Annotated in this window: 22 protein-coding genes and 4 tRNA genes; 11 read left to right on the forward strand and 15 right to left on the reverse strand. The window is 59.6% G+C overall.

The features are described from left to right. The first annotated feature begins 68 nt into the window (after positions 1 to 68). The 6 genes from clpB (at position 69) to BK665_RS09595 (ending at position 5,126) form a co-directional block, all read left to right on the forward strand. Entirely contained in the window at positions 69 to 2,633 is a 2,565-nt protein-coding gene (clpB, locus tag BK665_RS09570; RefSeq protein ID WP_123404908.1) for an ATP-dependent chaperone ClpB, read from the forward strand. Between the two features lie 298 nt (positions 2,634 to 2,931). After that, positions 2,932 to 3,007, forward strand: a tRNA-Asn gene (locus BK665_RS09575). Positions 3,008 to 3,016: 9 nt separating this feature from the next. Next, positions 3,017 to 3,093: transfer RNA gene (locus tag BK665_RS09580), tRNA-Pro, on the forward strand. A 5-nt stretch (positions 3,094 to 3,098) separates the two neighbouring features. After that, positions 3,099 to 3,174: transfer RNA gene (locus BK665_RS09585), tRNA-Lys, on the forward strand. A gap of 95 nt (positions 3,175 to 3,269) precedes the next feature. Next, positions 3,270 to 3,346, forward strand: a tRNA-Pro gene (locus tag BK665_RS09590). Positions 3,347 to 3,500: 154 nt separating this feature from the next. Beyond that, a complete protein-coding gene (locus BK665_RS09595; RefSeq protein WP_123404909.1) occupies positions 3,501 to 5,126 on the forward strand; it encodes a methyl-accepting chemotaxis protein in 1,626 nt (541 codons plus the stop codon). A 62-nt stretch (positions 5,127 to 5,188) separates the two neighbouring features. Here the strand turns inward: BK665_RS09595 and BK665_RS09600 are convergent, their stop codons facing one another. From BK665_RS09600 to BK665_RS09625, 5 genes are all read right to left on the reverse strand, one after another. After that, positions 5,189 to 5,587: an HvfA family oxazolone/thioamide-modified RiPP metallophore gene (locus tag BK665_RS09600; protein WP_123404911.1), complete on the reverse strand. Its 399-nt coding sequence runs from the start codon at positions 5,585 to 5,587 to the stop codon at positions 5,189 to 5,191. A 369-nt stretch (positions 5,588 to 5,956) separates the two neighbouring features. After that, positions 5,957 to 7,255 carry an NAD(P)/FAD-dependent oxidoreductase gene (locus tag BK665_RS09610; RefSeq protein ID WP_123404913.1) on the reverse strand — a complete coding sequence of 433 codons (1,299 nt, stop codon included), beginning with the start codon at positions 7,253 to 7,255 and terminating at the stop codon, positions 5,957 to 5,959. A gap of 60 nt (positions 7,256 to 7,315) precedes the next feature. Continuing rightward, complete coding sequence (locus BK665_RS09615) at positions 7,316 to 7,489, reverse strand: DUF3094 domain-containing protein (protein WP_123404914.1); 174 nt, start codon at positions 7,487 to 7,489, stop codon at positions 7,316 to 7,318. A gap of 54 nt (positions 7,490 to 7,543) precedes the next feature. After that, positions 7,544 to 8,071, reverse strand: a complete 528-nt coding sequence (locus tag BK665_RS09620) for an MOSC domain-containing protein (RefSeq protein ID WP_123404916.1) — start codon at positions 8,069 to 8,071, stop codon at positions 7,544 to 7,546. Continuing rightward, positions 8,068 to 8,694 carry a DUF1780 domain-containing protein gene (locus tag BK665_RS09625; RefSeq protein ID WP_008154887.1) on the reverse strand — a complete coding sequence of 209 codons (627 nt, stop codon included), beginning with the start codon at positions 8,692 to 8,694 and terminating at the stop codon, positions 8,068 to 8,070. Before BK665_RS09625 ends, BK665_RS09620 begins: the two co-directional genes overlap by 4 nt. 127 nt (positions 8,695 to 8,821) lie before the next feature. Here BK665_RS09625 and BK665_RS09630 point away from each other — a divergent pair, with 127 nt between their 5' ends. The 3 genes from BK665_RS09630 (at position 8,822) to BK665_RS09640 (ending at position 10,254) form a co-directional block, all read left to right on the forward strand. After that, positions 8,822 to 9,289: an FAD/FMN-containing dehydrogenase gene (locus BK665_RS09630; RefSeq protein ID WP_123404918.1), complete on the forward strand. Its 468-nt coding sequence runs from the start codon at positions 8,822 to 8,824 to the stop codon at positions 9,287 to 9,289. Further along, positions 9,286 to 9,975, forward strand: coding sequence for an energy-coupling factor ABC transporter permease (locus BK665_RS09635; protein WP_123404920.1), 690 nt, complete (start codon positions 9,286 to 9,288; stop codon positions 9,973 to 9,975). The genes BK665_RS09630 and BK665_RS09635 overlap by 4 nt, the downstream gene beginning before the upstream one ends. A gap of 63 nt (positions 9,976 to 10,038) precedes the next feature. Continuing rightward, positions 10,039 to 10,254, forward strand: a complete 216-nt coding sequence (locus BK665_RS09640) for a hypothetical protein (protein WP_123404922.1) — start codon at positions 10,039 to 10,041, stop codon at positions 10,252 to 10,254. Positions 10,255 to 10,277: 23 nt separating this feature from the next. Here BK665_RS09640 and yacG read toward each other — a convergent pair whose 3' ends face one another. The 5 genes from yacG to pilB are packed head-to-tail and all read right to left on the reverse strand — an operon-like array spanning position 10,278 to position 14,889. After that, complete coding sequence (yacG, locus tag BK665_RS09645; RefSeq protein WP_123404924.1) at positions 10,278 to 10,478, reverse strand: DNA gyrase inhibitor YacG; 201 nt, start codon at positions 10,476 to 10,478, stop codon at positions 10,278 to 10,280. Then, positions 10,475 to 11,098 carry a dephospho-CoA kinase gene (gene coaE / locus BK665_RS09650; protein WP_123404926.1) on the reverse strand — a complete coding sequence of 208 codons (624 nt, stop codon included), beginning with the start codon at positions 11,096 to 11,098 and terminating at the stop codon, positions 10,475 to 10,477. Before coaE ends, yacG begins: the two co-directional genes overlap by 4 nt. Further along, complete coding sequence (locus BK665_RS09655; RefSeq protein ID WP_123404928.1) at positions 11,095 to 11,967, reverse strand: prepilin peptidase; 873 nt, start codon at positions 11,965 to 11,967, stop codon at positions 11,095 to 11,097. The genes coaE and BK665_RS09655 overlap by 4 nt, the downstream gene beginning before the upstream one ends. 1 nt (position 11,968) lies before the next feature. Beyond that, the gene (locus BK665_RS09660) at positions 11,969 to 13,186 is read right to left on the reverse strand and encodes a type II secretion system F family protein (RefSeq protein ID WP_123404930.1); all 1,218 of its coding nucleotides are present in this window, start codon (positions 13,184 to 13,186) and stop codon (positions 11,969 to 11,971) included. Between the two features lie 2 nt (positions 13,187 to 13,188). Next, positions 13,189 to 14,889, reverse strand: a complete 1,701-nt coding sequence (pilB, locus tag BK665_RS09665; RefSeq protein WP_123404932.1) for a type IV-A pilus assembly ATPase PilB — start codon at positions 14,887 to 14,889, stop codon at positions 13,189 to 13,191. A gap of 225 nt (positions 14,890 to 15,114) precedes the next feature. Between pilB and BK665_RS09670 the strand changes: the two genes are divergently transcribed. Together BK665_RS09670 and BK665_RS09675 are read left to right on the forward strand one after the other, a co-directional pair. Further along, positions 15,115 to 15,522, forward strand: coding sequence for a pilin (locus BK665_RS09670; RefSeq protein WP_123404935.1), 408 nt, complete (start codon positions 15,115 to 15,117; stop codon positions 15,520 to 15,522). Positions 15,523 to 15,843: 321 nt separating this feature from the next. Continuing rightward, the gene (locus tag BK665_RS09675; RefSeq protein ID WP_123404937.1) at positions 15,844 to 16,194 is read left to right on the forward strand and encodes a BON domain-containing protein; all 351 of its coding nucleotides are present in this window, start codon (positions 15,844 to 15,846) and stop codon (positions 16,192 to 16,194) included. 282 nt (positions 16,195 to 16,476) lie between these two features. On the opposite strand, the gene BK665_RS09680 is transcribed toward BK665_RS09675, so the two are convergent. The 5 genes from BK665_RS09680 to pgi form a co-directional block, all read right to left on the reverse strand. Then, positions 16,477 to 16,773: a DUF2845 domain-containing protein gene (locus BK665_RS09680; protein WP_123405012.1), complete on the reverse strand. Its 297-nt coding sequence runs from the start codon at positions 16,771 to 16,773 to the stop codon at positions 16,477 to 16,479. Next, positions 16,773 to 19,712: a DUF748 domain-containing protein gene (locus BK665_RS09685; RefSeq protein ID WP_123404939.1), complete on the reverse strand. Its 2,940-nt coding sequence runs from the start codon at positions 19,710 to 19,712 to the stop codon at positions 16,773 to 16,775. The genes BK665_RS09680 and BK665_RS09685 overlap by 1 nt, the downstream gene beginning before the upstream one ends. A gap of 116 nt (positions 19,713 to 19,828) precedes the next feature. Beyond that, positions 19,829 to 20,845, reverse strand: a complete 1,017-nt coding sequence (locus BK665_RS09690) for a class I SAM-dependent rRNA methyltransferase (RefSeq protein ID WP_123404941.1) — start codon at positions 20,843 to 20,845, stop codon at positions 19,829 to 19,831. A 157-nt stretch (positions 20,846 to 21,002) separates the two neighbouring features. After that, positions 21,003 to 22,940 (reverse strand): acetate--CoA ligase, encoded by a 1,938-nt coding sequence (gene acs / locus BK665_RS09695; RefSeq protein WP_123404943.1) that lies wholly within the window; start codon positions 22,938 to 22,940, stop codon positions 21,003 to 21,005. A 192-nt stretch (positions 22,941 to 23,132) separates the two neighbouring features. Beyond that, positions 23,133 to 24,797, reverse strand: a complete 1,665-nt coding sequence (gene pgi, locus BK665_RS09700; protein ID WP_123404945.1) for a glucose-6-phosphate isomerase — start codon at positions 24,795 to 24,797, stop codon at positions 23,133 to 23,135. Positions 24,798 to 24,903 lie beyond the last annotated feature (106 nt).

Genomic DNA, 24,903 nt, shown 5'->3' on the forward strand with positions numbered 1-24,903 from the left:
GGTATCTGGCAGGTTTCTTCACTCAGGATGGTTTCTTAGGTCCGGCCTGCTCAAAAGGAAGGTGACCCATGCGTATAGACCGTTTAACCAGCAAATTACAGTTAGCCCTCTCCGACGCCCAATCCCTGGCCGTCGGTCTCGATCATCCGGGCATTGAACCGGCGCACTTGATGCAGGCCATGCTTGAACAACAGGGTGGTTCGATCAAACCCCTGTTGATGCAAGTCGGCTTTGACGTCAACAGCCTGCGCAAAGAGCTGACCAAAGAGCTCGATCAACTACCGAAAATCCAGAACCCGACCGGCGACGTGAACATGTCGCAGGACTTGGCGCGCCTGCTCAACCAGGCCGATCGTCTGGCCCAGCAGAAGGGCGACCAGTTCATCTCCAGTGAGCTGGTGCTGCTCGCCGCCATGGACGACAACAGCAAACTCGGCAAATTGCTGCTCGGCCAGGGCGTGAGCAAGAAAGCCCTTGAAAACGCGATCAACAACCTGCGTGGCGGCGAAGCGGTCAACGACGCCAACCACGAGGAGTCGCGTCAGGCCCTGGATAAGTACACCGTCGACCTGACCAAGCGTGCCGAAGAAGGCAAGCTCGACCCAGTGATCGGCCGTGACGACGAAATTCGCCGGACCATTCAGGTCCTGCAACGCCGTACCAAAAACAATCCGGTGCTGATCGGTGAACCTGGCGTCGGTAAAACTGCCATCGCCGAAGGCCTGGCCCAGCGCATCATCAACGGTGAAGTGCCGGACGGCCTCAAGGGCAAGCGCCTGTTGTCCCTGGACATGGGCTCGCTGATTGCCGGTGCCAAGTATCGCGGCGAGTTCGAAGAACGCCTCAAATCCCTGCTTAACGAACTGTCGAAGCAGGAGGGGCAGATCATTCTGTTCATCGACGAACTGCACACCATGGTCGGCGCCGGTAAAGGCGAAGGCTCGATGGATGCGGGCAACATGCTCAAGCCTGCACTGGCCCGTGGCGAGCTGCACTGCGTCGGCGCGACCACGCTCAACGAGTACCGCCAATATATAGAGAAGGACGCGGCCCTCGAACGACGCTTCCAGAAAGTCTTGGTGGAAGAGCCGAGCGAAGAAGACACCATCGCCATCCTGCGGGGCCTCAAGGAGCGTTACGAGGTTCACCACAAGGTTGCAATCACCGACGGTGCGATCATCGCGGCGGCCAAGTTGAGCCATCGCTACATCACCGACCGTCAGCTGCCGGACAAGGCCATCGACCTGATCGACGAGGCCGCCAGCCGTATCCGCATGGAGATCGACTCCAAGCCGGAAGTGCTGGATCGTCTGGAACGCCGGTTGATCCAATTGAAGGTGGAATCCCAGGCACTGAAAAAAGAAAGCGACGACGCGGCGAAGAAACGCCTGGAAAAACTCCAGGAAGAAATCGTCCGCCACGAGCGTGAGTATTCGGACCTCGAAGAAATCTGGAACGCGGAGAAAGCCGAAGTCCAGGGCTCGGCGCAGATTCAGCAGAAAATCGAACAGTCCCGTCAGGAACTGGAAGCCGCACGTCGCAAAGGCGACCTGAACCGCATGGCCGAGTTGCAATACGGGATCATCCCGGACCTGGAGCGCAGCCTGCAAATGGTCGACCAGCACGGCAAGAGCGAAAATCAGTTGCTGCGCAGCAAGGTGACTGAGGAAGAGATCGCGGAAGTCGTGTCGAAGTGGACCGGCATTCCCGTGTCGAAAATGCTCGAAGGCGAGCGCGACAAGCTGATGAAGATGGAAAGCCTGTTGCACCAACGTGTGATCGGTCAGAACGAAGCAGTGATCGCGGTTTCCAACGCGGTGCGGCGTTCCCGTGCCGGGTTGTCCGACCCGAATCGCCCGAGCGGTTCGTTCATGTTCCTCGGCCCGACCGGCGTCGGTAAAACCGAGCTGTGCAAGGCGCTGGCCGAATTCCTCTTTGATACGGAAGAGGCGATGATCCGCATCGATATGTCCGAGTTCATGGAAAAACATTCCGTGGCCCGGTTGATCGGCGCGCCACCCGGCTACGTGGGCTATGAAGAGGGCGGTTACCTGACCGAGGCAGTGCGTCGCAAGCCTTATTCGGTGATCCTCCTGGACGAGGTCGAGAAGGCCCACCCGGACGTGTTCAACATCTTGCTGCAAGTGCTGGAAGATGGTCGCTTGACCGACAGCCATGGCCGTACGGTGGATTTCAAGAACACCGTGATCGTCATGACCTCCAACCTCGGCTCGGTACAGATCCAGGAACTGGTGGGTGATCGTGAAGCGCAACGAGCGGCGGTGATGGATGCGATTTCCACGCACTTCCGGCCGGAGTTCATCAACCGAGTCGACGAAGTGGTGATCTTCGAGCCGCTGGCGCGAGATCAGATTGCCGGCATCACCGAGATCCAGTTGGGTCGCCTGCGCAGTCGCCTGACCGAGCGCGAGCTGAAACTGGAGCTCAGCCCCGAGGCGATGGATAAGTTGATCGCCGTCGGCTACGACCCGGTCTATGGCGCACGGCCGCTCAAACGAGCGATCCAGCGCTGGATCGAGAACCCGTTGGCGCAGTTGATTCTGTCCGGTCGTTTCATGCCGGGCGAGACCGCTGTCGGCAAGGTGGAAAACGACGAAATCGTTTTCGACTGAGCCGTAACGCCGCTGAAATAAAGAAGGCCTCGCATTGCGAGGCCTTTTTTTCGCCAGGCTGTTGAACTGAAAGGAAAAGGCTTGTAAAGTGCGCCCCGCAGTAAGTCACCCGGAAGGGTTTCTGCTCCCCAAGCAGAAATCTGAAATAAGTTGCAAATCATTAACTTGAATGCAATTTAGGGGGTTGACAGAGGTGCTTAAGATTGTAGAATAGCGCGCCTCAGACACACGAACGCAGCGATGCGAACGGGTCGAAGAGACGCAGCAAGCTTCACTGTTGTAAATTGAAATATGTAGTTCCGTGATAGCTCAGTCGGTAGAGCAAATGACTGTTAATCATTGGGTCCCAGGTTCGAGTCCTGGTCACGGAGCCAATTTCAAACCGGGGTATAGCGCAGTCCGGTAGCGCGCCTGCTTTGGGAGCAGGATGTCAGGAGTTCGAATCCCCTTACCCCGACCATTTTTGGGTCGTTAGCTCAGTTGGTAGAGCAGTTGGCTTTTAACCAATTGGTCGTAGGTTCGAATCCCACACGACCCACCATTTTTGAAACCAGTTAACGCTGGGATCAGATCTTAAGATCAGAGGCCAAAAGCGCTGATCGAAGAAGGCGACTTGTAAAGGTCGCCTTTTTTTTCCGGGGTATAGCGCAGTCCGGTAGCGCGCCTGCTTTGGGAGCAGGATGTCAGGAGTTCGAATCCCCTTACCCCGACCATATTAAAAATCCTCGTATCGAAAGATACGGGGATTTTTTTTGTCTTCGAAAAAGTGCAGTTCCGCTTCAAGTCATCATACAACTTGCCGATAACGAGCCAACGGAGCGCGCACAGCGCGTCCATCTCCAGCCATAAAAAGAAAAGGCGCTCGTTATGTTTCTTCGTCAGCTGAATATTGCTCCCCGTGCTGCACTGGGTTTTGCCCTGATCGCAGTGCTGGTGGCGTTGCTCGGGGTGTTCGCACTGGGGCAGATGTCGAGCATTCGTGACAGCGAGGTAGCGGTCGAAAGCCAATGGCTGCCGAGCATCCGTGGCGGCGATGAGATCCGCGAGATCATGCTGCGCATCCGCACCATCTCCCTGCGCATGGCTCTGGACCAGGAGCCGAAAAACATCGCCCAGTACCGCAGTCAGATGGACACCCGGGACAAGGAACTGAGCGACAAAATTGCCGCCTATGACAAGTTGGTCAACAGCGCGGAAGGCAAGCAGTTGTATGACCAGTTCAAAAGCACCTTCGCGGCTTATCGCGCAGGCATTGCCCAGTCCTTCACCCTGGCGGAACAAGGCCGTCGTGACGAACTGACCAAGCTGCTGCTGGTGGACATGAAGACCGTGGTCGATGGCTCCGGCAAACAACTCACTGACCTGGCGGATCTGTTCGCCAAACAAGTCGCCGCCGAAAGCCAGAAGTCCGCCGCGCACTACGAAACTTCACGCACGATTGTCAGCCTGTTCATCGCCCTGGCGGCGTTGGCCACTGTCGGCCTGGCGATGCTGCTGACCCGCAGTATCGTGCGCCCACTGAATGAAGCCGTGAATGCCGCGGAAAACGTGGCCCGGGGCGATCTCACCAACCCCATCGAAACCCACGGTAGCGATGAAGTCAGCCGCTTGCTCAAAGCCCTGGCGACCATGCAACAGAACCTGCGCGAAACCCTGCAAGGCATCAGCGGCTCGGCCACGCAACTGACCACCGCCGCCGATGAACTGAACGCCGTCACCCTCGACAGCACACAGGGTTTGCAACAGCAGAACAACGAGATCGAGCAAGCGGCCACGGCGGTCAATGAGATGACCACCGCTGTGGAAGAAGTCGCACGCAACGCGGTGTCGACGTCCGACGCCACGCGCCAGTCCAGCGAATCCGCGCATCTGGGCCAGGAACGAGTCAGTGAAACCGCCAGCGCCATCAGCGCCCTCGCCAGCGACGTGCAGCACACCGGTGAGTTGGTGCAGTCCCTGGCCAATCAATCCCAGGATATCGGCAAGGTGTTGGACGTGATTCGCGCCATCGCCGAGCAAACTAACCTGTTGGCGCTCAACGCGGCGATTGAAGCGGCGCGGGCGGGGGAGAGTGGTCGCGGATTCGCCGTGGTGGCCGATGAAGTGCGGGCGCTGGCCCATCGCACCCAGCAATCGACCCAGGAGATCGAGCAGATGGTCCAGGGCATGCGCAGCGGCTCGACCCTGGCGCTGGACTCCATGCAGGCCAGCGCTTCCCGTGCCGCCAGCACGTTGGTCCTGGCCGAGCGCGCCGGCGAGGCATTGCAGACCATCACTGCGTCGGTACATGAAATTCACGAGCGCAACCTGGTGATCGCCAGCGCCGCCGAAGAACAGGCGCAAGTGGCCCGGGAAGTCGATCGCAACCTGGTGAACATCCGCGACCTGTCAGTGCGTTCCGCCGCCGGTGCCGATCAGACCAGCGCCTCCAGTCATGAATTGTCGAAACTGGCCAATGCCCTGCAAGGCATGGTGCAGCGCTTCCGGGTGTAAATCAGTCAGGCACAAAAAAGCCGCGCTTTCCAAAGAAATGCGCGGCTGGTTTGTGCTGAGGCTTAGGCGCCGTCTTGGTCTTTCAGGTGTTCGAACAAACCTTTTGGCATTTTCTTGCCATTCGCTTCGAAGTTGGCTTTCACGTTGTTGTAAGCCTCTTGCTCGTCGATGAAGCCGTCATGGTTGGTGTCGATCTTGTCGAAGTTGGACTTCGGCGCGACAGCCTGGAATTCGGCGCGGGAGACTTTACCGTCGCCATCGGTGTCGGTCTTGGCCATCGACGCATCGCCGCATTTGCCTTCGCCACACTTGCCTTCAGGGGTCTTCACCACTTGATCGGCCGAGGCCAGCAGGTAGCCTTGGGTCAGTGGCTGGGAAGCGAATACGGAACCGGTCAACATCATGCCGCCAGCCAAAACAGCGCCGAGCAGACCGATAGTGTTTTTAGTAGTGCGGGACATTTCAAATCTCCTGGGTTGCACGACACAACCGCTCGATAAAGGATGCCGCGTAGAGCGGCGTTGACCGAAGCAGGCGGTGCCTTGCTCGGGTGTGGCCATTTAACGGGGCGGGTGTATCGCTTCTGTGTCGTGCAAGGGGGAGTTTGTAAGCGAAGGGGCGAAATCGCGGGGCGGGATACAGTGAGACACAGATCTACAGGAAATCGATGAACAAATGTGGGAGCGGGCTTGCTCGCGAAGGCGGTGTGTCATTCAACAGTGATGTCGACTGACACTCCCTCTTCGCGAGCAAGCCCGCTCCCACAGGTTGGTGGTGACCTGTAGGAGCGAGGCTTGCCCGCGAAGAGGCCCTATCTGGCGCTAAAGAGCTTAATGCAGCTTGAGGCGCGGCTCAGTCCCACGCCCAATCTTGCTCCCGAGCATCAACATCGCCGTGCGAAACGCGCCATACAACGCCATCTGGTGCATCCGGTACAGCGACACATAAAACATCCGCGCCAGCCAGCCTTCGAGCATCACGCTGCCCGTGAGGTTGCCCATCAAGTTACCCACAGCCGAAAAACGCGACAGCGAGATCAGCGAGCCGTAGTCGGTGTATTTGTACTCCGGCAACGCCTTGCCTTCGATCCGCAGTTTCAGGGATTTGGCCAGCAACGACGCCTGTTGATGCGCAGCCTGGGCCCGTGGCGGTACGTTGCGGTCGGTGCCCGGTTGCGGGCAGGCGGCGCAGTCACCGAAGGCGAAGATGTTCTCGTCGCGGGTGGTTTGCAGGGTCGGCAGCACTTGCAGTTGATTGATGCGGTTGGTTTCCAGGCCGTCGATGTCCTTGAGGAAACCCGGTGCGCGAATCCCGGCGGCCCAGACTTTCAGGCTGGCATTGATCACTTTGCCATCGGCGGTGATCAGGCTCTCGGCGGTGACTTCGCTGACCGCTGCATTGGTCATCACATTGACCCCGAGTTTCTCCAGGGTTTTATGCACAGGCCCGCCGATACGTTCCGGCAGGGCTGGCAGCACCCGTGGCCCGGCTTCGATCAGGGTGATGTGCATGTTTTCCGGTTTGATCCGGTCCAGACCATATGCCGCCAGTTCATGGGCGGCGTTGTGCAGTTCTGCCGCCAGCTCCACGCCGGTGGCGCCGGCGCCGACGATAGCCACGCTGATTTGCTCCACGACATCCGTTTGCCCGGCATGGGCGCGCAGGTAATGGTTGAGCAGTTGCTGATGGAAGCGCTCGGCCTGCTTGCGGGTGTCGAGGAACAGGCAATGCTGCGCCGCGCCCTGGGTGCCGAAATCGTTGGTGGTACTGCCGACGGCAATCACCAGCGAGTCGTAACCCACTTCACGGGCCGGCACCAGTTCCACGCCGGCTTCGTCGTAGGTGGCGGCCAACTGGATTTTTTTCGCTGCACGATCAAGCCCGCTCATGCGCCCCAGCTGGAACTCGAAGTGGTTCCATTTGGCCTGGGCAACATAATTGAGTTCGTCTTCGGAGGAGTTCAGCGACCCGGCCGCCACTTCATGCAACAGCGGTTTCCAGATGTGGGTCAGGTTCGCGTCGACCAGCATCACACTGGCCGTGCCACGTTTGCCCAGAGTCTTACCCAGACGGGTAGCCAACTCCAGACCGCCGGCGCCGCCGCCAACGATGACAATACGATGAGTCATGGGGATATCTCGCAAGGCTAAAAGAAATCGGTGCGATTACCCGAGCGAGCGCAAGGCAGCTCATAGCGTCAGGTAACCGATAAGGCGGCTGAGCAAGCCCAAACCAATGGTCACTGCCAGCACCATCACCAGGAGCATCCACGGCCGGAATGGCCGGCGCTCGACTCGGTGTTGGGACAAGTGCAGGTACTCTTCGACATGCTTCTGGTCGTCGGGGTTCAGGCGGCTGGTCATATTGGGCCTCGTCAGGGGTAGACGTTGCTGAATGTGTAGAAGCTACAGGCTGATTTAACGAACGTTGAACGGAGCATAGCCGCTGTCGGGAATGGGCTCGACGCTCACCGTATCGTCCAGGCGAATGATTCCACTTTGTAACACCCGGGCGGTGATTCCGCCATGGCCGCGCACGGCCTGAAAAGTCCCGGGGCCGAGGTTGTTTTGCAGGCGTGCGCAAGGTTGGCACCAGCCCGTGGTTTCGAAAATCGCCTGGCCGATCTTGAAGCGCCGGCCCTTTAGGCTGAACAGGTTGATCCCGCTGATCACCAGATTGCGCCGCAACTCGCCCGGCAGCACCGGTTTATCCTCCGGGCGGCCCATCAGTGAGCTGATCACGGCCAGATGCTCCCACTGAATCAGCGTCACCTGCCGGGCATTACGCACGCCGGGGCGGGCCTTGTCCCCGGTCAAACCGGCCTCAAGTCGCGCTTCCACGACGTCCAGTTCAATCATCGGCACATGGGACGCCGGGCGCACGCCGATCCAGCGCACGCGGCCAACTTGCGGGACTTCGGCGATCAATTCCTGCAACGGGCTCACAGGCTTATCCCGACGTCGAAGACGATGCTGCGACCGAGGTTGCTGCGCAAAAAGTCCGGGGCATCCGGGTGGGCGAACAACACCCGGGCGAAGGTCGGCCCGACCAGCGACAACGAGCGCCAACCCTGGCGCAGGTATTCGGTAGGCGGCGGGAAGTGGCTGTTGAGGTCCAGTACTTCGCGCTTGAGGCTGGCGAAGGCGATGATGTCCAGCTCCCCCAGGTCCATGCCGCGCTCTTTGTAGTTGTGGGCTTTTTTGCGCAGGGTCGGCGCCAGTCGCAGCAAGAATTCATTGGCCGGAATGCGTCGAGGCTTGGCCTCGCGGCGCACCAGGGAACTGAGGGAAAACGCGCTGCGCCTTCGTTGCAGTTCGTCGCGCCATTCGTCGTTGAGGCGCCTGCCTTCGTCGAGCACGAAGAACACCTCGAAACTGGCGTCACGAAACAGCACGTCCGGCGGCTCCCCGGCAGGGGCGAATTCGTCGGCGCGGTAGGGAATGTTCAGGCCTTGCAGCAGGCGCTGGCAGACCCAACGCTCACGCTCCCATTTGCGGGCATTGGACAGGAACGCGTTGGCTTGCTCGGCCGCGATGGTCAGCAGGCGTAAATAATCTGAGTCATCCATAGGCCCAAGCTTAGCGTTCAAATGCGACAAGCAGAAAGCCTTTACCGGTAAACGACGTTACTGGGCGGCCAGAACCGGCGGTGTAGACTGATATCCATCGTGCGTATCCGCTATCAAGGAGTTGAATGTGAAATATTGGCCGGTGTTGTTGCTCAGTCTTCTGCCCTTGTGGGCCCAGGCGTTGGAGGTGGGCGAGCGCCTGGCGCCCTGGACCCTGCTGGATCAATTCGATCAGGCCTACAGCCTCGACAACCAGACGCAAACGTTGCTGGTGGCGCGCAGCATGGATGCCGCGAAGCTGGTCGATGCCGCGTTGCAAGGCCAACCCAAGGGGTATCTGGAGGCGCGACACGCGGTATTCCTCGCCGACATCCAGCGCATGCCACGGCTGATTGCGAAAATGTTCGCAGTGCCCAAGATGCGCGACTATGCCTATCGGGTCATGCTTGACCGAGATGGCCGCGTAGCGCCGCGGTATCCCGGGGCTGTGGATAAAGTGCTGTGGCTGCAGCTCAAGGACGGTCAACTGGTTGAACAACACGAATACGCGAGCGCTGCACAATTGCGAGAGGCATTGGAGAACGCCCGGCCATGATCGGCGCCGAACTGCTGTCGTCGGAGAGTCTGACGATTGGCTGGCTGATTTATACCCCCGTGGTGATCTGGGCGATTTGCCGTGTGCCGTGGGTCGAGTTGTTCACCGACAGTCGCCGCCAGCATTTGCTGTTCGGCACGGTGTTCGCGCTGTTTATGCTGTGGTTGGTGCGACGGGATTTCGATACAGGCGTGTCCTATCACTTTATCGGCATGACGGCGGTGACGTTGCTGCTGGACTGGCCGTTGGCGATTGTCGGCGGGTTGATTGCGCAACTGGGGCTGGTGTGGCTTGGGCGTCAGGACCTGGTGGCTGTCGGGGTCAATGGCTCTTTGTTGATTCTGCTGCCGGTGCTGATCACCGAGTGCTGCGCGATCCTCGTCGAGCGTGCTCAACCGCGTAATCCCTTTGTGTATATCTTCGTTTCCGGATTCTTTGCGGCGGCGCTGTCGGCCTTGTTGTGCCTGCTGCTGGCGCTCACGTTGCTGTGGTGGGACGAACGCTTTGCGATGCCGTATTGGCTGGAAGATTTTGTCGGTTACCTGTGGCTGCTGATTTTTCCCGAGGCGTTTATCAACGGCATGATCATCAGCGCGCTGGTGGTGTTCAGTCCCGAGTGGCTGGAGACCTTCAACCGCACCCGTTACCTTTCGGCGCCCTGGAAAGACGACGATCCCAAGTCTTGATCCACATCAAATCAGTTTGATGCTCGCGAACCCATGCTCGGCAAAACCTTCAGGAGCACCGAAATGAGCGTCTACGAATGGGCAAGGCAGGAGTTGCGTCACAGTCTGGATGCGGCGCAGGAAGTGGGGTTTGATCCGGGATTGAGCCTGCGCGCCCTGCTCAGTGCGGTGGTGCAGCAGAGCAAGGCGGTGCGCAGTGTCGAGGATCTGGCGGATGAGTTGCAGTTTCTCGCCGAGAACCTCGATGACGGTCAGGAGTACGGCTTTATGCGGCCCTGACTTTTTCGGATGAAGACGTGGGATCAGTGACGCGGTTCGAAGTCTTCGCTGAACAGATCGTCCTCGGCGTCCGGGCTGACCGGGATCTTGTGTTCTTCCGAGGCCCAGGCACCGAGGTCGATCAGTTTGCAACGGTCCGAACAGAAGGGCCGGAAGGTGCTGGTGGCGCTCCATTCAACAGGGGCGCCGCAGGTTGGGCAATTGACGGTTGGGGTCTGGCTCATGAATGGCCTCCACGCAAAGTAAGGTAAAAGTGATGCAGGCGTTCGACCTCGCTGTGCAGCCAGGCGAGGTCGCGGTCATTGACCACCACATCGTCGGCATGGCTCACGCGGTCCTGGCGGCTGGACTGGGCCTTGAGGATCGCCTGGACCTGTTGCTCGCTGGTCTGGTCACGCTGCAACGTGCGTTCGATCTGCAGTTGTTCCGGGGCATCGATCACCAGCACCCGTTGGGTCATGGCGTACTGCCCGGACTCGATCAACAGCGGCGACACCAGAATCGCATAGGGTGATTGTGCCTTGGCCAGGTGCGTAACGATTTCCTCGGCGATCAGCGGATGCAGCAAGGCTTCGAGCCAGCGGCGTTCCTCCGGGACTTCGAAGATCAGTTTGCGCAACACGGCGCGATCCAGTTGGCCATCGGCTTGCAGCACACCGGGGCCGAAGTGTTCGGCAATCCTGGCCAGCGCCGGTCGACCCGGTTCCACCACCCAGCGCGCCGCATGATCAGCATCGACCACATGCACACCGAGGTCGATGAAGTGCTGGGCCGCCGCACTTTTGCCGCTGCCAATGCCGCCGGTGAGGCCGAGAATCCAGGGTTTTTCCACAGGGGTATTCATTTCAAACCGACAAACTGCCAATAGAAGTCGGTTATTTGACCACCCCAGAGCAATGCAATCCAGCCGGCAATCGCCAGGTAAGGACCGAAGGGGATCGGCGTCGAGGTTTTCGCGTCCCGCAGGCGCAGCAAAATCACCCCGAGAATCGCCCCTACCAGCGATGACAAGAGGATCGTCAGCGGCAGAATCTGCCAGCCACCCCAGGCCCCGAGCATTGCCAGCAACTTGAAGTCGCCATGGCCGATGCCGTCCTTGCCGGTGAGCAGCTTGAACAGCCAGAACACCGACCACAGCGCCAGGTAACCGGCCACCGCGCCCCACAAGGCATCGTGCAGCGGCACGAACAGCTCGAAGCTGTTGACGATCAGCCCCAGCCACAACAGCGGCAGCACCAACACATCGGGCAGCAGTTGATGCTCGGCATCGATCAGGCTCATCGCCAGCAAGCCCCAGGTCAGCACCAGCAACAGACATGCCGGCCAGCCGAAACCGAAATGCCAGGCGATAAACGCCGAGAGCAGGCCGCAGGCCAGTTCGGTCAATGGGTAGCGCGTGCTGATCGGTGCTGCGCAACTGGAGCAGCGGCCGCGCAGCAGCAGATAACTGAGCAGCGGAATGTTTTCCCAGGCGCGAATCTTGTGGGCGCAGTGCGGGCATTGGGAATGGGGCAACATCAGGTTGTAAGTCGGGGCCGGTGTCTCGCCGGGCAAACCGAGGACATCGTGGGCTTGCAGGCGCCATTCCCGTTCAAGCATTTTCGGCAGGCGCCAGATCACCACGTTGAGGAAGCTGCCGATCACCAGGCCGAGCACCAGGGCGAAGATCACGAAGGCCAGCGGATAGAGGGTCAAGTAGTCGATCAAGGGCATGTCAGATCGCTGAGCCGAGTTGAAAAATGGGCAGGTACATGGCAACCACCAGACCGCCGACAACGACGCCCAGCACCACCATGATGAACGGTTCCATCAGGCTGGTGAGGTTGTCGACCATGTTGTCGACTTCGTCTTCGTAGAAGCTGGCGACCTTGTCGAGCATGTCGTCGAGGGCGCCGGATTCCTCGCCGATCGCGGCCATCTGGATCGCCATATTCGGGAACACGCCGGAGGTGCGCATGGCGAAATTCAGCTGCATGCCGGTCGACACGTCCTGCCGGATGCGCAGCACCGCACGCTTGAACACGATATTGCCGGTGGCGCCGGCCACCGATTCCAGTGCGTCCACCAGCGGCACGCCGGCGGCGAAGGTGGTCGATAGCGTTCGGGCGTAACGGGCCACGGCGGACTTGTACATCAGCGTGCCCACCAGCGGCAGTTTCAACAGCCAGGTATCCATCCGGTCTCGAAAACCCTGGGACTTTTTCATGGCGCGACGAAAACCGAAGATCGCTGCGATCAGTGCGCCGAGCATCACCCACCACCACTCCTGCATAAACTCCGACAGGGCGATGACCATCAGGGTGAAGGACGGCAGTTCGGCGCCAAACCCGGAGAACACGGTCTTGAACTGCGGCACAACCTTGACCAGCAGAATGCCGGTGACGATGATCGCGACGAACACAACGGCCAGCGGGTACGTCATGGCTTTCTTGATTTTGGCCTTGAGCTGTTCGCTCTTTTCCTTATAAGTGGCCACCCGATCCAGCAGCGTATCCAGGGCGCCGGCCTGTTCACCGGCGTCCACCAGGTTGCAGTACAGCTCATCGAAATATTGCGGCTTCTTGCGCAGGGACGCGGCGAAGCTGTTGCCCGCCGCGACCTCCTGTTTCACCTCGTCCACCAGTTTGCGCATGGCCGGGTTGTCGAAGCCTTCGCCGATGATGTCGAACGACTGCAGCAGCGGCACGCCGGCCTTCATCATGGTCGCCATTTGCCGGGTGAACAGGGAGATGTCCTGGGCCTTGATGCGTTTGCCGAAGTTGAAAATCGAGGCGGATTTCTTGCGCACCTTGCCCGGGTTGATCCCTTGTTTGCGCAGCTGTGCCTTGATCAGCGCCGGGTTCGGACCGCTCAACTCGCCGGTCATTTTCGTGCCTTTCTTGTCCGTGCCTTCCCAGGCGTACACGCTGATTTTTGCTGCCTTGACCGCCATGTTCAGTCCTTGGTGACCCGGTTGATTTCTTCCAGGCTGGTGATGCCTTGCATGGCCTTGATCAGGCCTGACGTACGCAGGTCGTTGAAGCCGTCCTTGCGCATCTGGATCTCGATTTCCAGGGAGTTGCCTTCGGCCATGATCAGCCGTTGCAGGTCCGGGGTGTTTTTCACCACTTCATAGATCCCTACGCGTCCTTTGTAACCGTTGTTGCAGTGTTCGCAACCGACCGGCTCATAGATCGTGAATGAGCCGATGCGTTCCTCGGGGAAGCCTTCCTTGATCAGTGCTTCTCGCGGGATTTCGATGGGTTTCTTGCAATGACTGCACAGCTTGCGCGCCAGGCGCTGGGCGATGATCAGGCTGACCGAGGTGGCGATGTTGAACCCGGGGATGCCCATGTTGTGCAGGCGGGTCAGGGTTTCGGCGGCGCTGTTGGTGTGCAGGGTCGAGAGCACCAGGTGACCGGTCTGCGCGGCCTTGATCGCAATTTCTGCCGTCTCGAGGTCGCGGATCTCGCCGACCATGATCACGTCCGGGTCCTGACGCAGGAACGAGCGCAAGGCCTGGGCGAAATCCAGGCCCTGCTTGGGATTGACGTTGACCTGATTGACGCCTTCCATGTTGATTTCCACCGGGTCTTCGGCGGTGGAAATATTGATGTCCACGGTGTTGAGAATGTTCAGCCCGGTGTACAGCGACACGGTTTTACCCGAACCGGTGGGGCCGGTGACCAGAATCATCCCTTGTGGCTGCTTGAGCGCGGCCATGAACAGGGCTTTCTGGTCGGGCTCGTAGCCAAGGGCGTCGATGCCCATTTGCGCGCTGGACGGATCGAGGATCCGGATCACCACTTTCTCGCCCCACAGGGTCGGCAGGGTGTTGACCCGGAAGTCGATGGACTTGGTCTTGGACAGGCGCATTTTGATCCGCCCGTCCTGTGGCCGGCGCCGTTCGGAGATGTCGAGGCTGGCCATGACTTTGAGGCGGGCGGCGATCCGGTTGGCCAGTTGAATCGGCGGCTTGGCCACTTCGCGCAAAATACCGTCGGTGCGCATCCGCACCCGGTAGGTTTTTTCGTAGGGCTCAAAGTGCAGGTCGGAAGAGCCGCTTTTGATCGCGTCGAGCAGCATCTTGTGGACGAAGCGCACCACCGGCGCGTCATCGGCGTCCTGCCCGGCGATGGAGTCCTCGTGCTTGTCGTCGATGGCTTCGATGTCGAGGCCATTGAGGTCGACATCGGCCATGTCTTCCAGGCCGGTGGTATGGCTGTCGAAGAATTTCTCGATGGCGTCGCTGAGCTTGTCGTCTTCTACCAGGATGGCTTCGGTGCTCAGGCCGGTGCTGAACTGAATGTCGTTGATTGCTTGATGATTGGTCGGGTCGGAAATCCCCACGAACAGTTTATTGCCGCGCCGCCAGAGGGGCAGGGCGTGGTGCTGGCGGATCAGCTTCTCGCTGACCAGGCCCTTGGGCTGGGTTTCCTTGTCCAGGCAGTTGAGGTCCAGCAGGGCCATGCCGAAATGTTCCGAGGCTATCTCCGCCACCAGCCGGCTCTTCACCAGTTTGTTTTGCACCAGGTAGCTGACCAGGGAGATGCGATTGCGTTGGGCTTGCTGATACGCCTGTTGCGCGCTTTTGTCAGTGAGCAGTTCGGCCAGCACCAATTGCTTGGCCAGGCCGCTTAGGGCGATGTCATTCATGGGAATACCGGACGCAGACAGTTCATGACTTATAGCCTAGTCAAGGCAAGGAACCAAACCAGGGGTGTTGAGGTGACAAAAAGTGTCAGATAGTGCGGTTTCAAGGGGTAGGAAAGGTCGCTGCGGCCACCTTGCGCCCTGTGTGCTGGGCACGCAAGGCTTGGCACGGACTCTGCTGGGGCTTATTCAGATCATGAGATTCCGACTCATGCATGGAGCTTGTCTATGAACACTCAGAAAGGTTTTACGTTGATCGAGCTGTTGATCGTGGTGGCGATCATCGGGATTCTGGCGACGTTTGCGATTCCGGCGTATTCGAAATATCAGGCGCGGGCGAAGATGACGGCGGGGGCTGCCGAGATTTCAGCGCTCAAGGTCAATTATGAGGATTTGGTCAACTCGGGTACTGCGGCCCCGACGGTCGCCGGTTTTGCTCCGAATGCCGCGAACTCGCAAAACTGCACGATTACAGCCCTGACGGGTACTACTTCAGGCATCGTCTGCACATTGAAAAGCCCTCCAGCGGTTATTGCTGGCGCGACTGTGACAATGACGCGTGACGCTACCAATGGCTGGTCATGCGCCACCAGCGTTACTGCCGATTACGCGCCAGCAGGCTGCACGCATCCTTGATGCGTCGTTAAAACGTACTGTTTGAAGTGCCTCCGTCGGAAGATGGGGGCATTTTTTTGCCTGGAACAATGGGAATGCCGACTTGCTATATAAAGTCCCGACAATTCATGGCCTTAGGCCTGCTTCAAAACCCGCAACTTGCATGTCGATTACGTCCGCCTCATGCATTTTGCATGATTCCGGGATTTTGCATAATTTATAACTCGTTGATTTATAACGATTTATTGTCTGTCTCAAAGTTGGCACAGCGTTCGCAATATACCCAGTAACCCTGCTGACAAGACATGCAGCAGACTTTATAGAAAAACAGGAGTTACTCGTATGAAGAAGTTCGCTATTGCTACTGCTACCGCGCTGACCCTGACTATGGCCGGTGCAGCTTTTGCACAGACCACCGCTACCACCCAAGCCCCGATGACTCTGGCGGCCGGTGAAATGACCAAGGCCAAGGAAACCACTTCCGATACCTGGATCACTACCAAAGTCAAAAGCGACCTGGTAACCGAGAAAGGCATTCCAGGCACTGACATCAAAGTAGAAACCAACAAAGGTGTTGTATCCCTGTCGTCGACTGTAGCCATTACCGACGCTCAGAAAGCCACCGCTGTTGCGATCACCAAGAAAATCAAAGGCGTCAAAGCGGTCTCCGCTGATGGCCTGAAAGCCGAGTAAGGCAAGACTTCTCCGCCTGAACCGGGAGAAGGCGTGGCAGACGAGCCGAGCCATACGTCTGCCGCCTCTGGAGAGTTCATGCGACGGCCATAAGGATGTGGCCATTACAGGCCTCCGACATTCGTGTCGGGGGCCTGTTCTATTGTGGGATACACAAAACCACTGTGGGAGCGGGCTTGCTCGCGAAAGCGGTGTGTCAGGCAACATTGATATCGACTGACGACGCTTTCGCGAGCAAGCCCGCTCCCACATGGGTGGTGTTTGAGTTGTAGATTTGGTGGTTCAGTTACCGCGCTTGCTGGTGATTTCTTTCAACCGGTTACCTTCAAACCGCAGGTACTGGTACATCCCGCCATTCGGTCCGTAGGTCCATTCCTCGACCTGAAATTCTTCCCGTCGATTGGCGCTGCGTTTGTAGCCCAACAGATCGCGGCTGACCGGTTCTCCGCACTTCTGCAACACCTCGCTGGACCGGTCCCCTACGCTGATCAACTGGCTGCCGCAACGCAAGGTATCGGCTGCGCTGGCCTGACTGGCAGCCATCGCCAGGGTCAGGCCGATCAGCAATTGTTTGATCATCATTCGGCATCCAGGTGCAACGGTGTAATCACCCGACCGTCGCTTTGCGCTTCGCCCAGGTTGGCGTCGATAAAGTACACGCGGTCATCGGCCATCTGTGCCTTGTCCACCAGGAAGTCCTTGATGCTGCTGGCGCGCTCCTGGCCCAGTTGACGCAACAGCACGTCACTGGAACTCCAGAACTTGATCACGTCCGCACGCATTTTCGCAGTGCGTTCTTCCTTGCCCAGGTCTTTCCATTCGGCGGGCGGCTGGGTCTTGAGGCGGGTGCGGTAAATGCCTTCCAGCAGCGGGCCTTTCTCGCCGTCCGGCACCTGCAGCATCGACGCCTGGGCCGGAACCTTGTCGCCACGACGCTGGAGCATTTTGTAGTAGTTGTACTGGTACTCCCGTTCCAGGCGTTGCTCGGCGATCAGCGGGCCGTCGCTGCTTTGCGCGGCGGTGCCTTCGATTTCCAGGCGCAGGGCCGGACGTTCCTTGAGGGCGCCGGACAGCTTGATCAACGACGCTTCGGCTTCCTTGCTCAGGTCACTGGAACCCGGTGCAAACGATACTGTGCCCAAGTCTTCCGAACCGCCGCCACTGATCAAGCCGCCAATCATCTTGAACGGTGCGGCGGCAGCCTTGACGATCAGATTGCGCAGGGTCTGCCAGACAATCGGCATGACGCTGAATTGCGGGTTGTTCAGGTCGCCGGTTACCGGCAGTTCGATGGAAATCTTGCCATCGACGTCCTTGAGCAGAGCGATCGCCAGTTTCAGCGGCAGGCTCGTGGCGTCCGGGCTGTCGACTTTCTCGCCCAGTTGCAGTTGCTCGACCACCACTTTGTTTTCGGCTTTGAGCTGGCCCTTGGTGATCAAGTAGTGCAGGTCGAGATTGAGCCGGCCCTTGCGGATGCGATAGCCGGCGAATTTGCCGGAGTAGGGCGTCAGCGTCGTCAGCTCGACCCGTTTGAAGCTGGTGGCGATATCGAGGCTGGCCATCGGGTCGAACGGGTTGACCGCGCCCTTGATGGTCACTGGCGCGTAACGGTCTACCTTGCCCTTGATGTCGACACTGGCCGGTTTCGCCTGACGGCTGTCGATGGTGCCGATTGCACCGTTGAGCTCTTGGACGGCGGTGGCGAAGTTCGGGGTCAGGCTGAAGTCGGCGAAGTTGGCCGAACCGTCATTGATCGCAACGCCGCCAACGTGGATGCCCAGGGGTTTGTCCTTGCCGGCTGCGGGTTTGGTGGCAGTCTTGGCGCCGGCGTCGGGTGGTTGCGGAACGAGCAGGTCATCGACGTTGGTGGTGCGGTCATCGTTGATCATGAAGCGCACATAAGGCTGGAACAGGTTGACCTTGTCGATCGACAGGCTATCGCCGTGCTGATAGTTCACGCCTTCAAGCACCAGTTGCTGCCACTTCAGGAAGTCGCGGGTCTTGAGGGTGTCGAGGGTGTGCAGTTGATCGACCTGAGCGCGGCCGGTCACGCTGAACGCCAATGGATCGGTGCTTTTCAGGTCCACCGCCAGATCACTGCCAAGCATGCCGCTGCGCAGTTCCAGGCGAATGAACGGGGTGATGTAGGACTGGGCGACCCGCAGGTCGATGTCCTTGGTCTGCACCTTCAGCTTGGCGCTGACCGGTGCCAGATTGACCTGACCGTCCGCGGTGATCTTGCCCTGCTTGCCGATGCCGGTGTCGAGTTTGAGGTTGAAAGGCGAGCCATTGAGGCTGTCGAAGTTTTGCAGGTCCAGGTTCAGCGGGCCTACTTCAAGGGCGACCGGTGGTTGCGCCTTGCGGTCGGCCAGGTGCACTTGGTAATCGCGCAGTTGCACGTCTTTTAGCAATACCTGCCACGGTTTGCCGGGGGGCGCGGGCTCAGGTTTTGGTGAGTCGGCTGCTGCCGGGGTCGTTACCGGTTCGGCTTTGGCTTTCACGGCGGCTTTGGAAGGTTGGCTGGCGAACAGTTTCTGCCAGTCCAGTTGCCCGTCTGCTTCGAGGGCGGCCCAGGTTTCGAGTTTATTGCTGCGAATCTTGCCAACCACCACTTGCTGCTTGGCCAGATCGACGGTGGTGTCACTGACGTCCAGGCGTTGGAGTTTCACCAGCGGCCGACCGTCCGGTGCATTGAGGGCGAATGGCGCGACGCTGACTGCAACGTTGCTCAGTAGAAGTTCGGTTTCCTTGGCCAGGTTGAGTTTGTAGTCGGTGCTCAGGTTCAGCACGCCGTTTTCCAGGGCCAGCGGCAGGGCATCGCGCACGTACGGCCACCAGACTTTCATCTGGCCGTCGGTGACTTTCAACTTACCTTCGGAGGCAATCGGAATCAGGCTGAAGTTGCCGGTCCAGTCGATCTGCCCGCCTTCCGGGCCGGCCGCGACCAAGGTCATGTCGGCGTTGTCGTCGGGCAGGGTACTGAGGTTCTTCAGCTCGAAATCGAGTTTGTCGTAAAGGAATTCGATGGGCTCGCTGGGGCGGGCATCCTGGAAGTGCACATAGCCGCCGGCCAGTTTGATTCGCTCGACCCGCAGCGGGAATGGTTTGGCATTCGGGTCGGCCGGGGTCGGTTCGCTGGCGGGAATCTTGAACAGGCCGAGCAGGTTGAGCTTACCGTCCTTGGCAAAGAGGATTTCGGTCTTGGGCTTGTCCAGTTCGATATCGGACAGGTGCAGCGCCTTGGTCCACAGGCTGTCGATTTGCAGGTTGGCGTAAAGCCGTTCGAAGCCGACCTGCTCCTTGCCCGGCTCGCCGATGACCAGGCCCCACAGGGTGACTTCAAGGCTGAAGGGATTGAGTTCGATCCGCTGGATATGGGCGGGCGTGGTGGCGTAAATGGCCAACTGCTGGTTGGCGATCCGCAAGGCGATGCCCGGCAAAATCAGAAATCCCAGCAGGCTGTAGAGGGCCAGAGCAGTCAACAGGGCGCCGATAGCGCGAATCAATCCTTTGGGCATGTGCGGCTTCATATGTCTGGTCGGAGTGCCTTGGAGTATGGCACGCGATTTCGGTTCCGAAGTACTCGCCCGGTTCAGGATTGTTCGGAAAGAAGCGTAGGAAATTTCCTGGGTGGTCAGAGTTGCAGGATCAGGGTCTTCAGCGGTGGCTGTTGATCCCGCGACGGAAAATCTGCGCCCGGGGTCATTACCGACCACTCACGCACCGGCCGCCCGGCCTTCTCGGCGCAGCGAAGCACCTGCTCGCGCCAGTCGTCCATGCTGACTTTCGCCAGGTTGTTGCAGCAGATCAGCACGCCGTTGTCGGCGGTGGTCAGCAAGGCAGGCTTGAGCAGGCTCTGATAGTCGCGCAACAGGTCGACGGTGCCGAATGCGCTCTTGGCCCAGGCCGGAGGGTCGAGCAGCACCAGATCGTACTGACGCTGCTCCAGGCGCTGATAGCTCGGCAGTTTTTGCCCGCGCCGCTGACTGATCGGCAGCCCGGCCAGTTGACGAGTCGCCGGGAAGTAATCGGACTGGATGAATTCCATGCTCGGCAACTGCGGGTTGAGCAGGCCGTTCTCGCGGCCAACGGCCAGATTGCCCTCGGCGAAATCCAGGTTGCACACCTCGCTGGCGCCACCGGCCGCCGCACTCAGGCCGACGCCACAGGTGTAGGCGAACAGGTTGAGCACGCTTTTGTTCTGGCTGTGCTCCTTGACCCAGCCCCGGGTGTTGCGCAGGTCGAGGAACAGTAGCGGATCTTGCCCGGCATGACGGCCGCGAACCCGGTAGTTGAGGCCCCATTCGTGGCCGACCAGGTCTTGCAGCGCGGCTTCGTCGGCGCGGTAAACGGTGTCTTCGCGGTCGATGCGCGAATTGCCCCGGGAGCGGTCGTTGTAGACCAGCAGGGTATCGAAGCCCAGGTGTTGATTGATGATGCCGTGCAGTTCCAGCAGTGCCTCTCGCTCCAGGGATTGGTGGAAACTCTGTACCAGCAGTTGCGGACCGTAGCGGTCGATGGTCAGGCCACCGGCGCCCTCCTGGCTGCCATGGAACAGGCGATAGCAATCGGTGCCTTGCTGGTGCAGTTCGGCAAGCAGGTCCTGGCGATGATCGAGGGCGGCGCGCAGCGCCTGATTCAAGGAAGACATGCTGGGCGCCTTGCAGGAGGAGGGAATTTGGCGCGGGAGTTTAACAGCTTGGCACAGGACCGAGGTGCTCCCTTCGCGAGCAAGCCCGCTCCCACAGGGGATTTGTGTCGACTCAGTGGCTAAAAGAAAGCGCGGCCGATGAGGGCCGCGCAGGGTGTTATTGATTCAGACGCTTATCGACCAGGTCCTGGACCACGCTCGGATCGGCCAGGGTCGAGGTGTCGCCCAGGCTGTCCAGTTCGTTGCAGGCAATCTTGCGCAGAATCCGCCGCATGATCTTGCCCGAACGGGTTTTCGGCAAGGCCGGCGCCCATTGAATCAGGTCGGGTTTGGCGAAGCTGCCGATTTCCTTGCTGACGTGGGCCAGCAATTCTTTCTTCAGTTCATCGTTGGGCTCGGCGCCATTCATGGGCGTGACGAAAGCGTAGATGCCCTGGCCCTTGACGTCGTGGGGGTAACCGACCACCGCGGCCTCGGCAATGCTGTCGTGCAGCACCAGGGCGCTTTCCACTTCGGCGGTGCCGATGCGGTGTCCGGAGACGTTGATCACGTCGTCGATGCGCCCGGTGATCCAGTAGTCGCCATCCTCATCGCGCCGTGCGCCGTCGCCGGTGAAATAGTAGCCGGGGTAGGGCTTGAAGTAGGTTTCGACCATGCGCTGCGGGTCTCCGTAGACACTGCGGATCTGCGCCGGCCAGCTCGATTTGATCGCCAGCACGCCGCTGCCGGCGCCTGTGATTTCCTTGCCCGTTTCATCGAGCAGCACCGGTTGCACGCCGAACATCGGCTGGGTGGCGCAGCCCGGTTTGATCCGCTGGGCGCTGACCAACGGGCTGAGCATGATCCCGCCGGTTTCGGTCTGCCACCAGGTATCGACAATCGGGCAACGCTGCTCGCCCACGACGTTGAAGTACCAATCCCACGCTTCCGGGTTGATCGGCTCACCGACGCTGCCGAGTAATCTGAGGCTGGCGCGGGAAGTTTCCTTCAACGGCTCGGCGCCTTCGCGCATCAATGAGCGCAGGGCGGTGGGCGCGGTGTAGAAAATGTTGACGTGGTGTTTGTCGATGACCTGCCAGAAGCGCGAACTGGTGGGGTAGCTCGGTACGCCTTCGAAGATCAGCGTGGTCGCGCCGTTGGCCAGCGGGCCGTAGACGATGTAGCTGTGGCCGGTGACCCAGCCGACGTCGGCGGTGCACCAGAACACTTCGTCGTCGCGGTAGTCGAGCACGTACTTGAAGGTCATTGCCGCTTGCAGCAAATAGCCGCCGGTGGTGTGCAGCACGCCTTTGGGTTTGCCGGTGCTGCCGGAGGTGTAGAGGATAAACAGCGGGTCTTCGGCGTCCATTGGTTCTGGCGGGCAATCATCGCTGACGTCGCGCAGGGCCTGGTGATACCAGATGTCCCGGCCTTCGACCCAGTTCACTTCACCCTGGGTGCGCTCGACCACGATCACCGTGCTCACATTCGGGCAACTCTCCAGCGCTTTGTCGACCTTGTCCTTGAGCGGTACGAACTTGCCGCCGCGCACGCCTTCGTCGGCGGTGATCACGGTGCGGCAATCGGCGTCGAGAATCCGGTCGCGCACGGAATCCGGGGAGAAACCGCCAAACACCACCGAATGCACCGCGCCAATCCGCGCGCACGCCAGCATGGCGTAGGCGGCTTCGGGGATCATCGGCATGTAGATGCACACCCGATCGCCTTTCTTCACGCCACGGCTTTTCAGCACGTTGGCCAGGCGACAGACGTTGTGATGGAGTTTTTTGTAGGTGATCTGGGCGGATTCGACGGGATCGTCGCCTTCCCAGATGATTGCGGTCTGATCGCCACGTTTTTCCAGGTGACGGTCAATGCAGTTGTAACTGACGTTCAGCTTGCCCCCGGCAAACCAACTGGCCTCTCCGGTCTTGATGTTATAGCGCTGGACGGTTTGCCACGGTGCGCTCCAGTTGAGAAAACGCGTGGCCTGTTCGGCCCAGAAGGTGCTGGGGTGTTCGATGGATTGTCGGTAGAGGCGCTGGTAGTCGTCTTGACTCAAATTCGCAGCCCGGCGCACGGCATCGGCTTTGGGGAACGTGCTGATATCGAACATGACGGTTCCTTATTCTTGTTTTGCGACAAGATTAAGATGCGCCGAGTGCCCAACGGGTTCAAGTCATGCGCTAAACAAGTGTGGGAGCGGGCTTGCTCGCGAAAGCGGTGTGTCAGTCAACATTTAAGCTGAATGATCCACCGCATTCGCGAGCAAGCCCGCTCCCACAGGGTAGAGCGGTGTGGCGTCAGATCAGCCGCGGTGACGACCGCGGAAGTAGTTGATCAGGCCTTGGGTGGAAGCATCGTCAGCCGGGGTTTCTTCGCTGCCGACCAGGCGGTTGTAGACGCCTTTGCCCAGCTCTTTGCCCAGCTCCACGCCCCACTGGTCGAAGGCGTTGATGCCCCAGACCACGCTTTGCACGAAGACTTTGTGTTCGTACATCGCCACCAGCGCGCCGAGGCGACGAGGGCTGATGCGCTCGACCACCAGGGTGTTGCTCGGACGGTTGCCCGGGATCACCTTGTGCGGTGCGATTTTCTGTACTTCTTCTTCGCTCAAGCCTTTGTCGCGCAACTCGGTTTCGGCTTCGGCCAGGGTTTTGCCCAGCATCAGTGCCTGGCTTTGCGACAGGCAGTTGGCGTACAGCCACTGGTGGTGGTCGGACACCGGGTTGAAGCTGACGATCGGCACGATGAAATCGGCCGGGATCAACTGGGTGCCCTGGTGCAGCAACTGGTGGTAAGCGTGCTGACCGTTGCAGCCGACGCCGCCCCAGATCACCGGGCCGGTATCGGTGGACACCGGCGTGCCGTCCTGGCGCACGCTCTTGCCGTTGGATTCCATGTCCAGTTGTTGCAAGTGCTTGGTGATGTTGCGCAGGTAGTGGTCGTACGGCAGGATCGCGTGGCTTTGCGCGCCCCAGAAGTTGCCGTACCAGACACCCAGCAAGGCCAGCAGCACCGGCATGTTCTGTTCGAATGGAGCGCTCTGGAAATGCTGGTCCATGGTGTAGGCACCGGACAGCAGTTCCTTGAAGTTCGACATGCCGATGGCCAGGGCAATCGGCAGACCGATGGCCGACCACAGCGAGTAACGCCCGCCGACCCAGTCCCACATCGGGAAGATGTTCTCTTCACGAATACCGAAGGCTACGGCTGCGGCATTGTTGCTCGAAACCGCGATGAAGTGGCGATACAGCTCGGCTTCCGAACCACCCTGGGCCAGATACCAGGCACGGGCGGCCTGGGCGTTTTTCAGGGTTTCGAGGGTGTTGAAGGATTTCGACGAGACGATAAACAGCGTGGTCTCGGCGCGCAATTTCATGGTCAGTTCGTGGAATTCACTGCCGTCGATGTTCGCCAGGTAGTGGCAGCGCACACCTTTCTGGGCGTAGGACAGCAGCGCTTCGGACACCAGTTCCGGGCCGAGGAACGAGCCACCGATGCCGATGTTCACCACGTCAGTGATCGGCTTCTCGGTGTAACCGCGCCACAGACCATCGTGGATACGGCCCACGAGGTCGGTGATCTGGTTCAGCACCTTGTGCACTTCCGGCATCACGTTGACGCCGTTGACCGACAACTTGTCGCCCACCGGGCGGCGCAATGCAGTGTGCAGTGCCGGACGGCCTTCGGAGGAGTTGACGATTTCGCCGTCGAACAGCGCTTTGATCGCGCCCTTGAGGTCGACTTCGTTGGCCAGGCCCACCAGCAGATTGCGGGTCTCGGCGTTGATCAGGTTCTTCGAATAATCGAGAAACAGACCGCAGCTGCTGAGGGTGAATTGGGTAAAGCGCTGCGGGTCGGCATTGAAGGCTTCGCGCATGCTGAAATCCTGCATGGCTTGGCGGTGGTCTTTCAACGCTTGCCAGGCGGGCAGAGCGGTAACGTCGTGAGGAGTGCGGTAGTACGCCATCGCTGCGATTTTCCTTTTACTTGAACTGCCTTTAAGACACTGAAGATCCCGGAATGTCCCGACCGCTGGGTGGGACATGGCGGGCAATCTGCTTGGAGACGATTAA

This window comes from Pseudomonas frederiksbergensis, from assembly GCF_003732665.1.
GTDB lineage: Bacteria > Pseudomonadota > Gammaproteobacteria > Pseudomonadales > Pseudomonadaceae > Aquipseudomonas > Aquipseudomonas frederiksbergensis_G.

Bases quoted from the DNA above. Each gene is read 5' to 3' on its own strand.
- clpB (WP_123404908.1), top strand. From the start codon at position 69: ATGCGTATAGACCGTTTAACCAGCAAATTACAGTTAGCCCTCTCCGAC.
- BK665_RS09595 (WP_123404909.1), top strand. From the start codon at position 3,501: ATGTTTCTTCGTCAGCTGAATATTGCTCCCCGTGCTGCACTGGGTTTT.
- BK665_RS09600 (WP_123404911.1), bottom strand. From the start codon at position 5,587: ATGTCCCGCACTACTAAAAACACTATCGGTCTGCTCGGCGCTGTTTTG.
- BK665_RS09610 (WP_123404913.1), bottom strand. From the start codon at position 7,255: ATGACTCATCGTATTGTCATCGTTGGCGGCGGCGCCGGCGGTCTGGAG.
- BK665_RS09615 (WP_123404914.1), bottom strand. From the start codon at position 7,489: ATGACCAGCCGCCTGAACCCCGACGACCAGAAGCATGTCGAAGAGTAC.
- BK665_RS09625 (WP_008154887.1), bottom strand. From the start codon at position 8,694: ATGGATGACTCAGATTATTTACGCCTGCTGACCATCGCGGCCGAGCAA.
- BK665_RS09635 (WP_123404920.1), top strand. From the start codon at position 9,286: ATGATCGGCGCCGAACTGCTGTCGTCGGAGAGTCTGACGATTGGCTGG.
- BK665_RS09640 (WP_123404922.1), top strand. From the start codon at position 10,039: ATGAGCGTCTACGAATGGGCAAGGCAGGAGTTGCGTCACAGTCTGGAT.
- yacG (WP_123404924.1), bottom strand. From the start codon at position 10,478: ATGAGCCAGACCCCAACCGTCAATTGCCCAACCTGCGGCGCCCCTGTT.
- coaE (WP_123404926.1), bottom strand. From the start codon at position 11,098: ATGAATACCCCTGTGGAAAAACCCTGGATTCTCGGCCTCACCGGCGGC.
- BK665_RS09655 (WP_123404928.1), bottom strand. From the start codon at position 11,967: ATGCCCTTGATCGACTACTTGACCCTCTATCCGCTGGCCTTCGTGATC.
- BK665_RS09660 (WP_123404930.1), bottom strand. From the start codon at position 13,186: ATGGCGGTCAAGGCAGCAAAAATCAGCGTGTACGCCTGGGAAGGCACG.
- pilB (WP_123404932.1), bottom strand. From the start codon at position 14,889: ATGAATGACATCGCCCTAAGCGGCCTGGCCAAGCAATTGGTGCTGGCC.
- BK665_RS09670 (WP_123404935.1), top strand. From the start codon at position 15,115: ATGAACACTCAGAAAGGTTTTACGTTGATCGAGCTGTTGATCGTGGTG.
- BK665_RS09675 (WP_123404937.1), top strand. From the start codon at position 15,844: ATGAAGAAGTTCGCTATTGCTACTGCTACCGCGCTGACCCTGACTATG.
- BK665_RS09680 (WP_123405012.1), bottom strand. From the start codon at position 16,773: ATGATCAAACAATTGCTGATCGGCCTGACCCTGGCGATGGCTGCCAGT.
- BK665_RS09685 (WP_123404939.1), bottom strand. From the start codon at position 19,712: ATGCCCAAAGGATTGATTCGCGCTATCGGCGCCCTGTTGACTGCTCTG.
- BK665_RS09690 (WP_123404941.1), bottom strand. From the start codon at position 20,845: ATGTCTTCCTTGAATCAGGCGCTGCGCGCCGCCCTCGATCATCGCCAG.
- acs (WP_123404943.1), bottom strand. From the start codon at position 22,940: ATGTTCGATATCAGCACGTTCCCCAAAGCCGATGCCGTGCGCCGGGCT.
- pgi (WP_123404945.1), bottom strand. From the start codon at position 24,797: ATGGCGTACTACCGCACTCCTCACGACGTTACCGCTCTGCCCGCCTGG.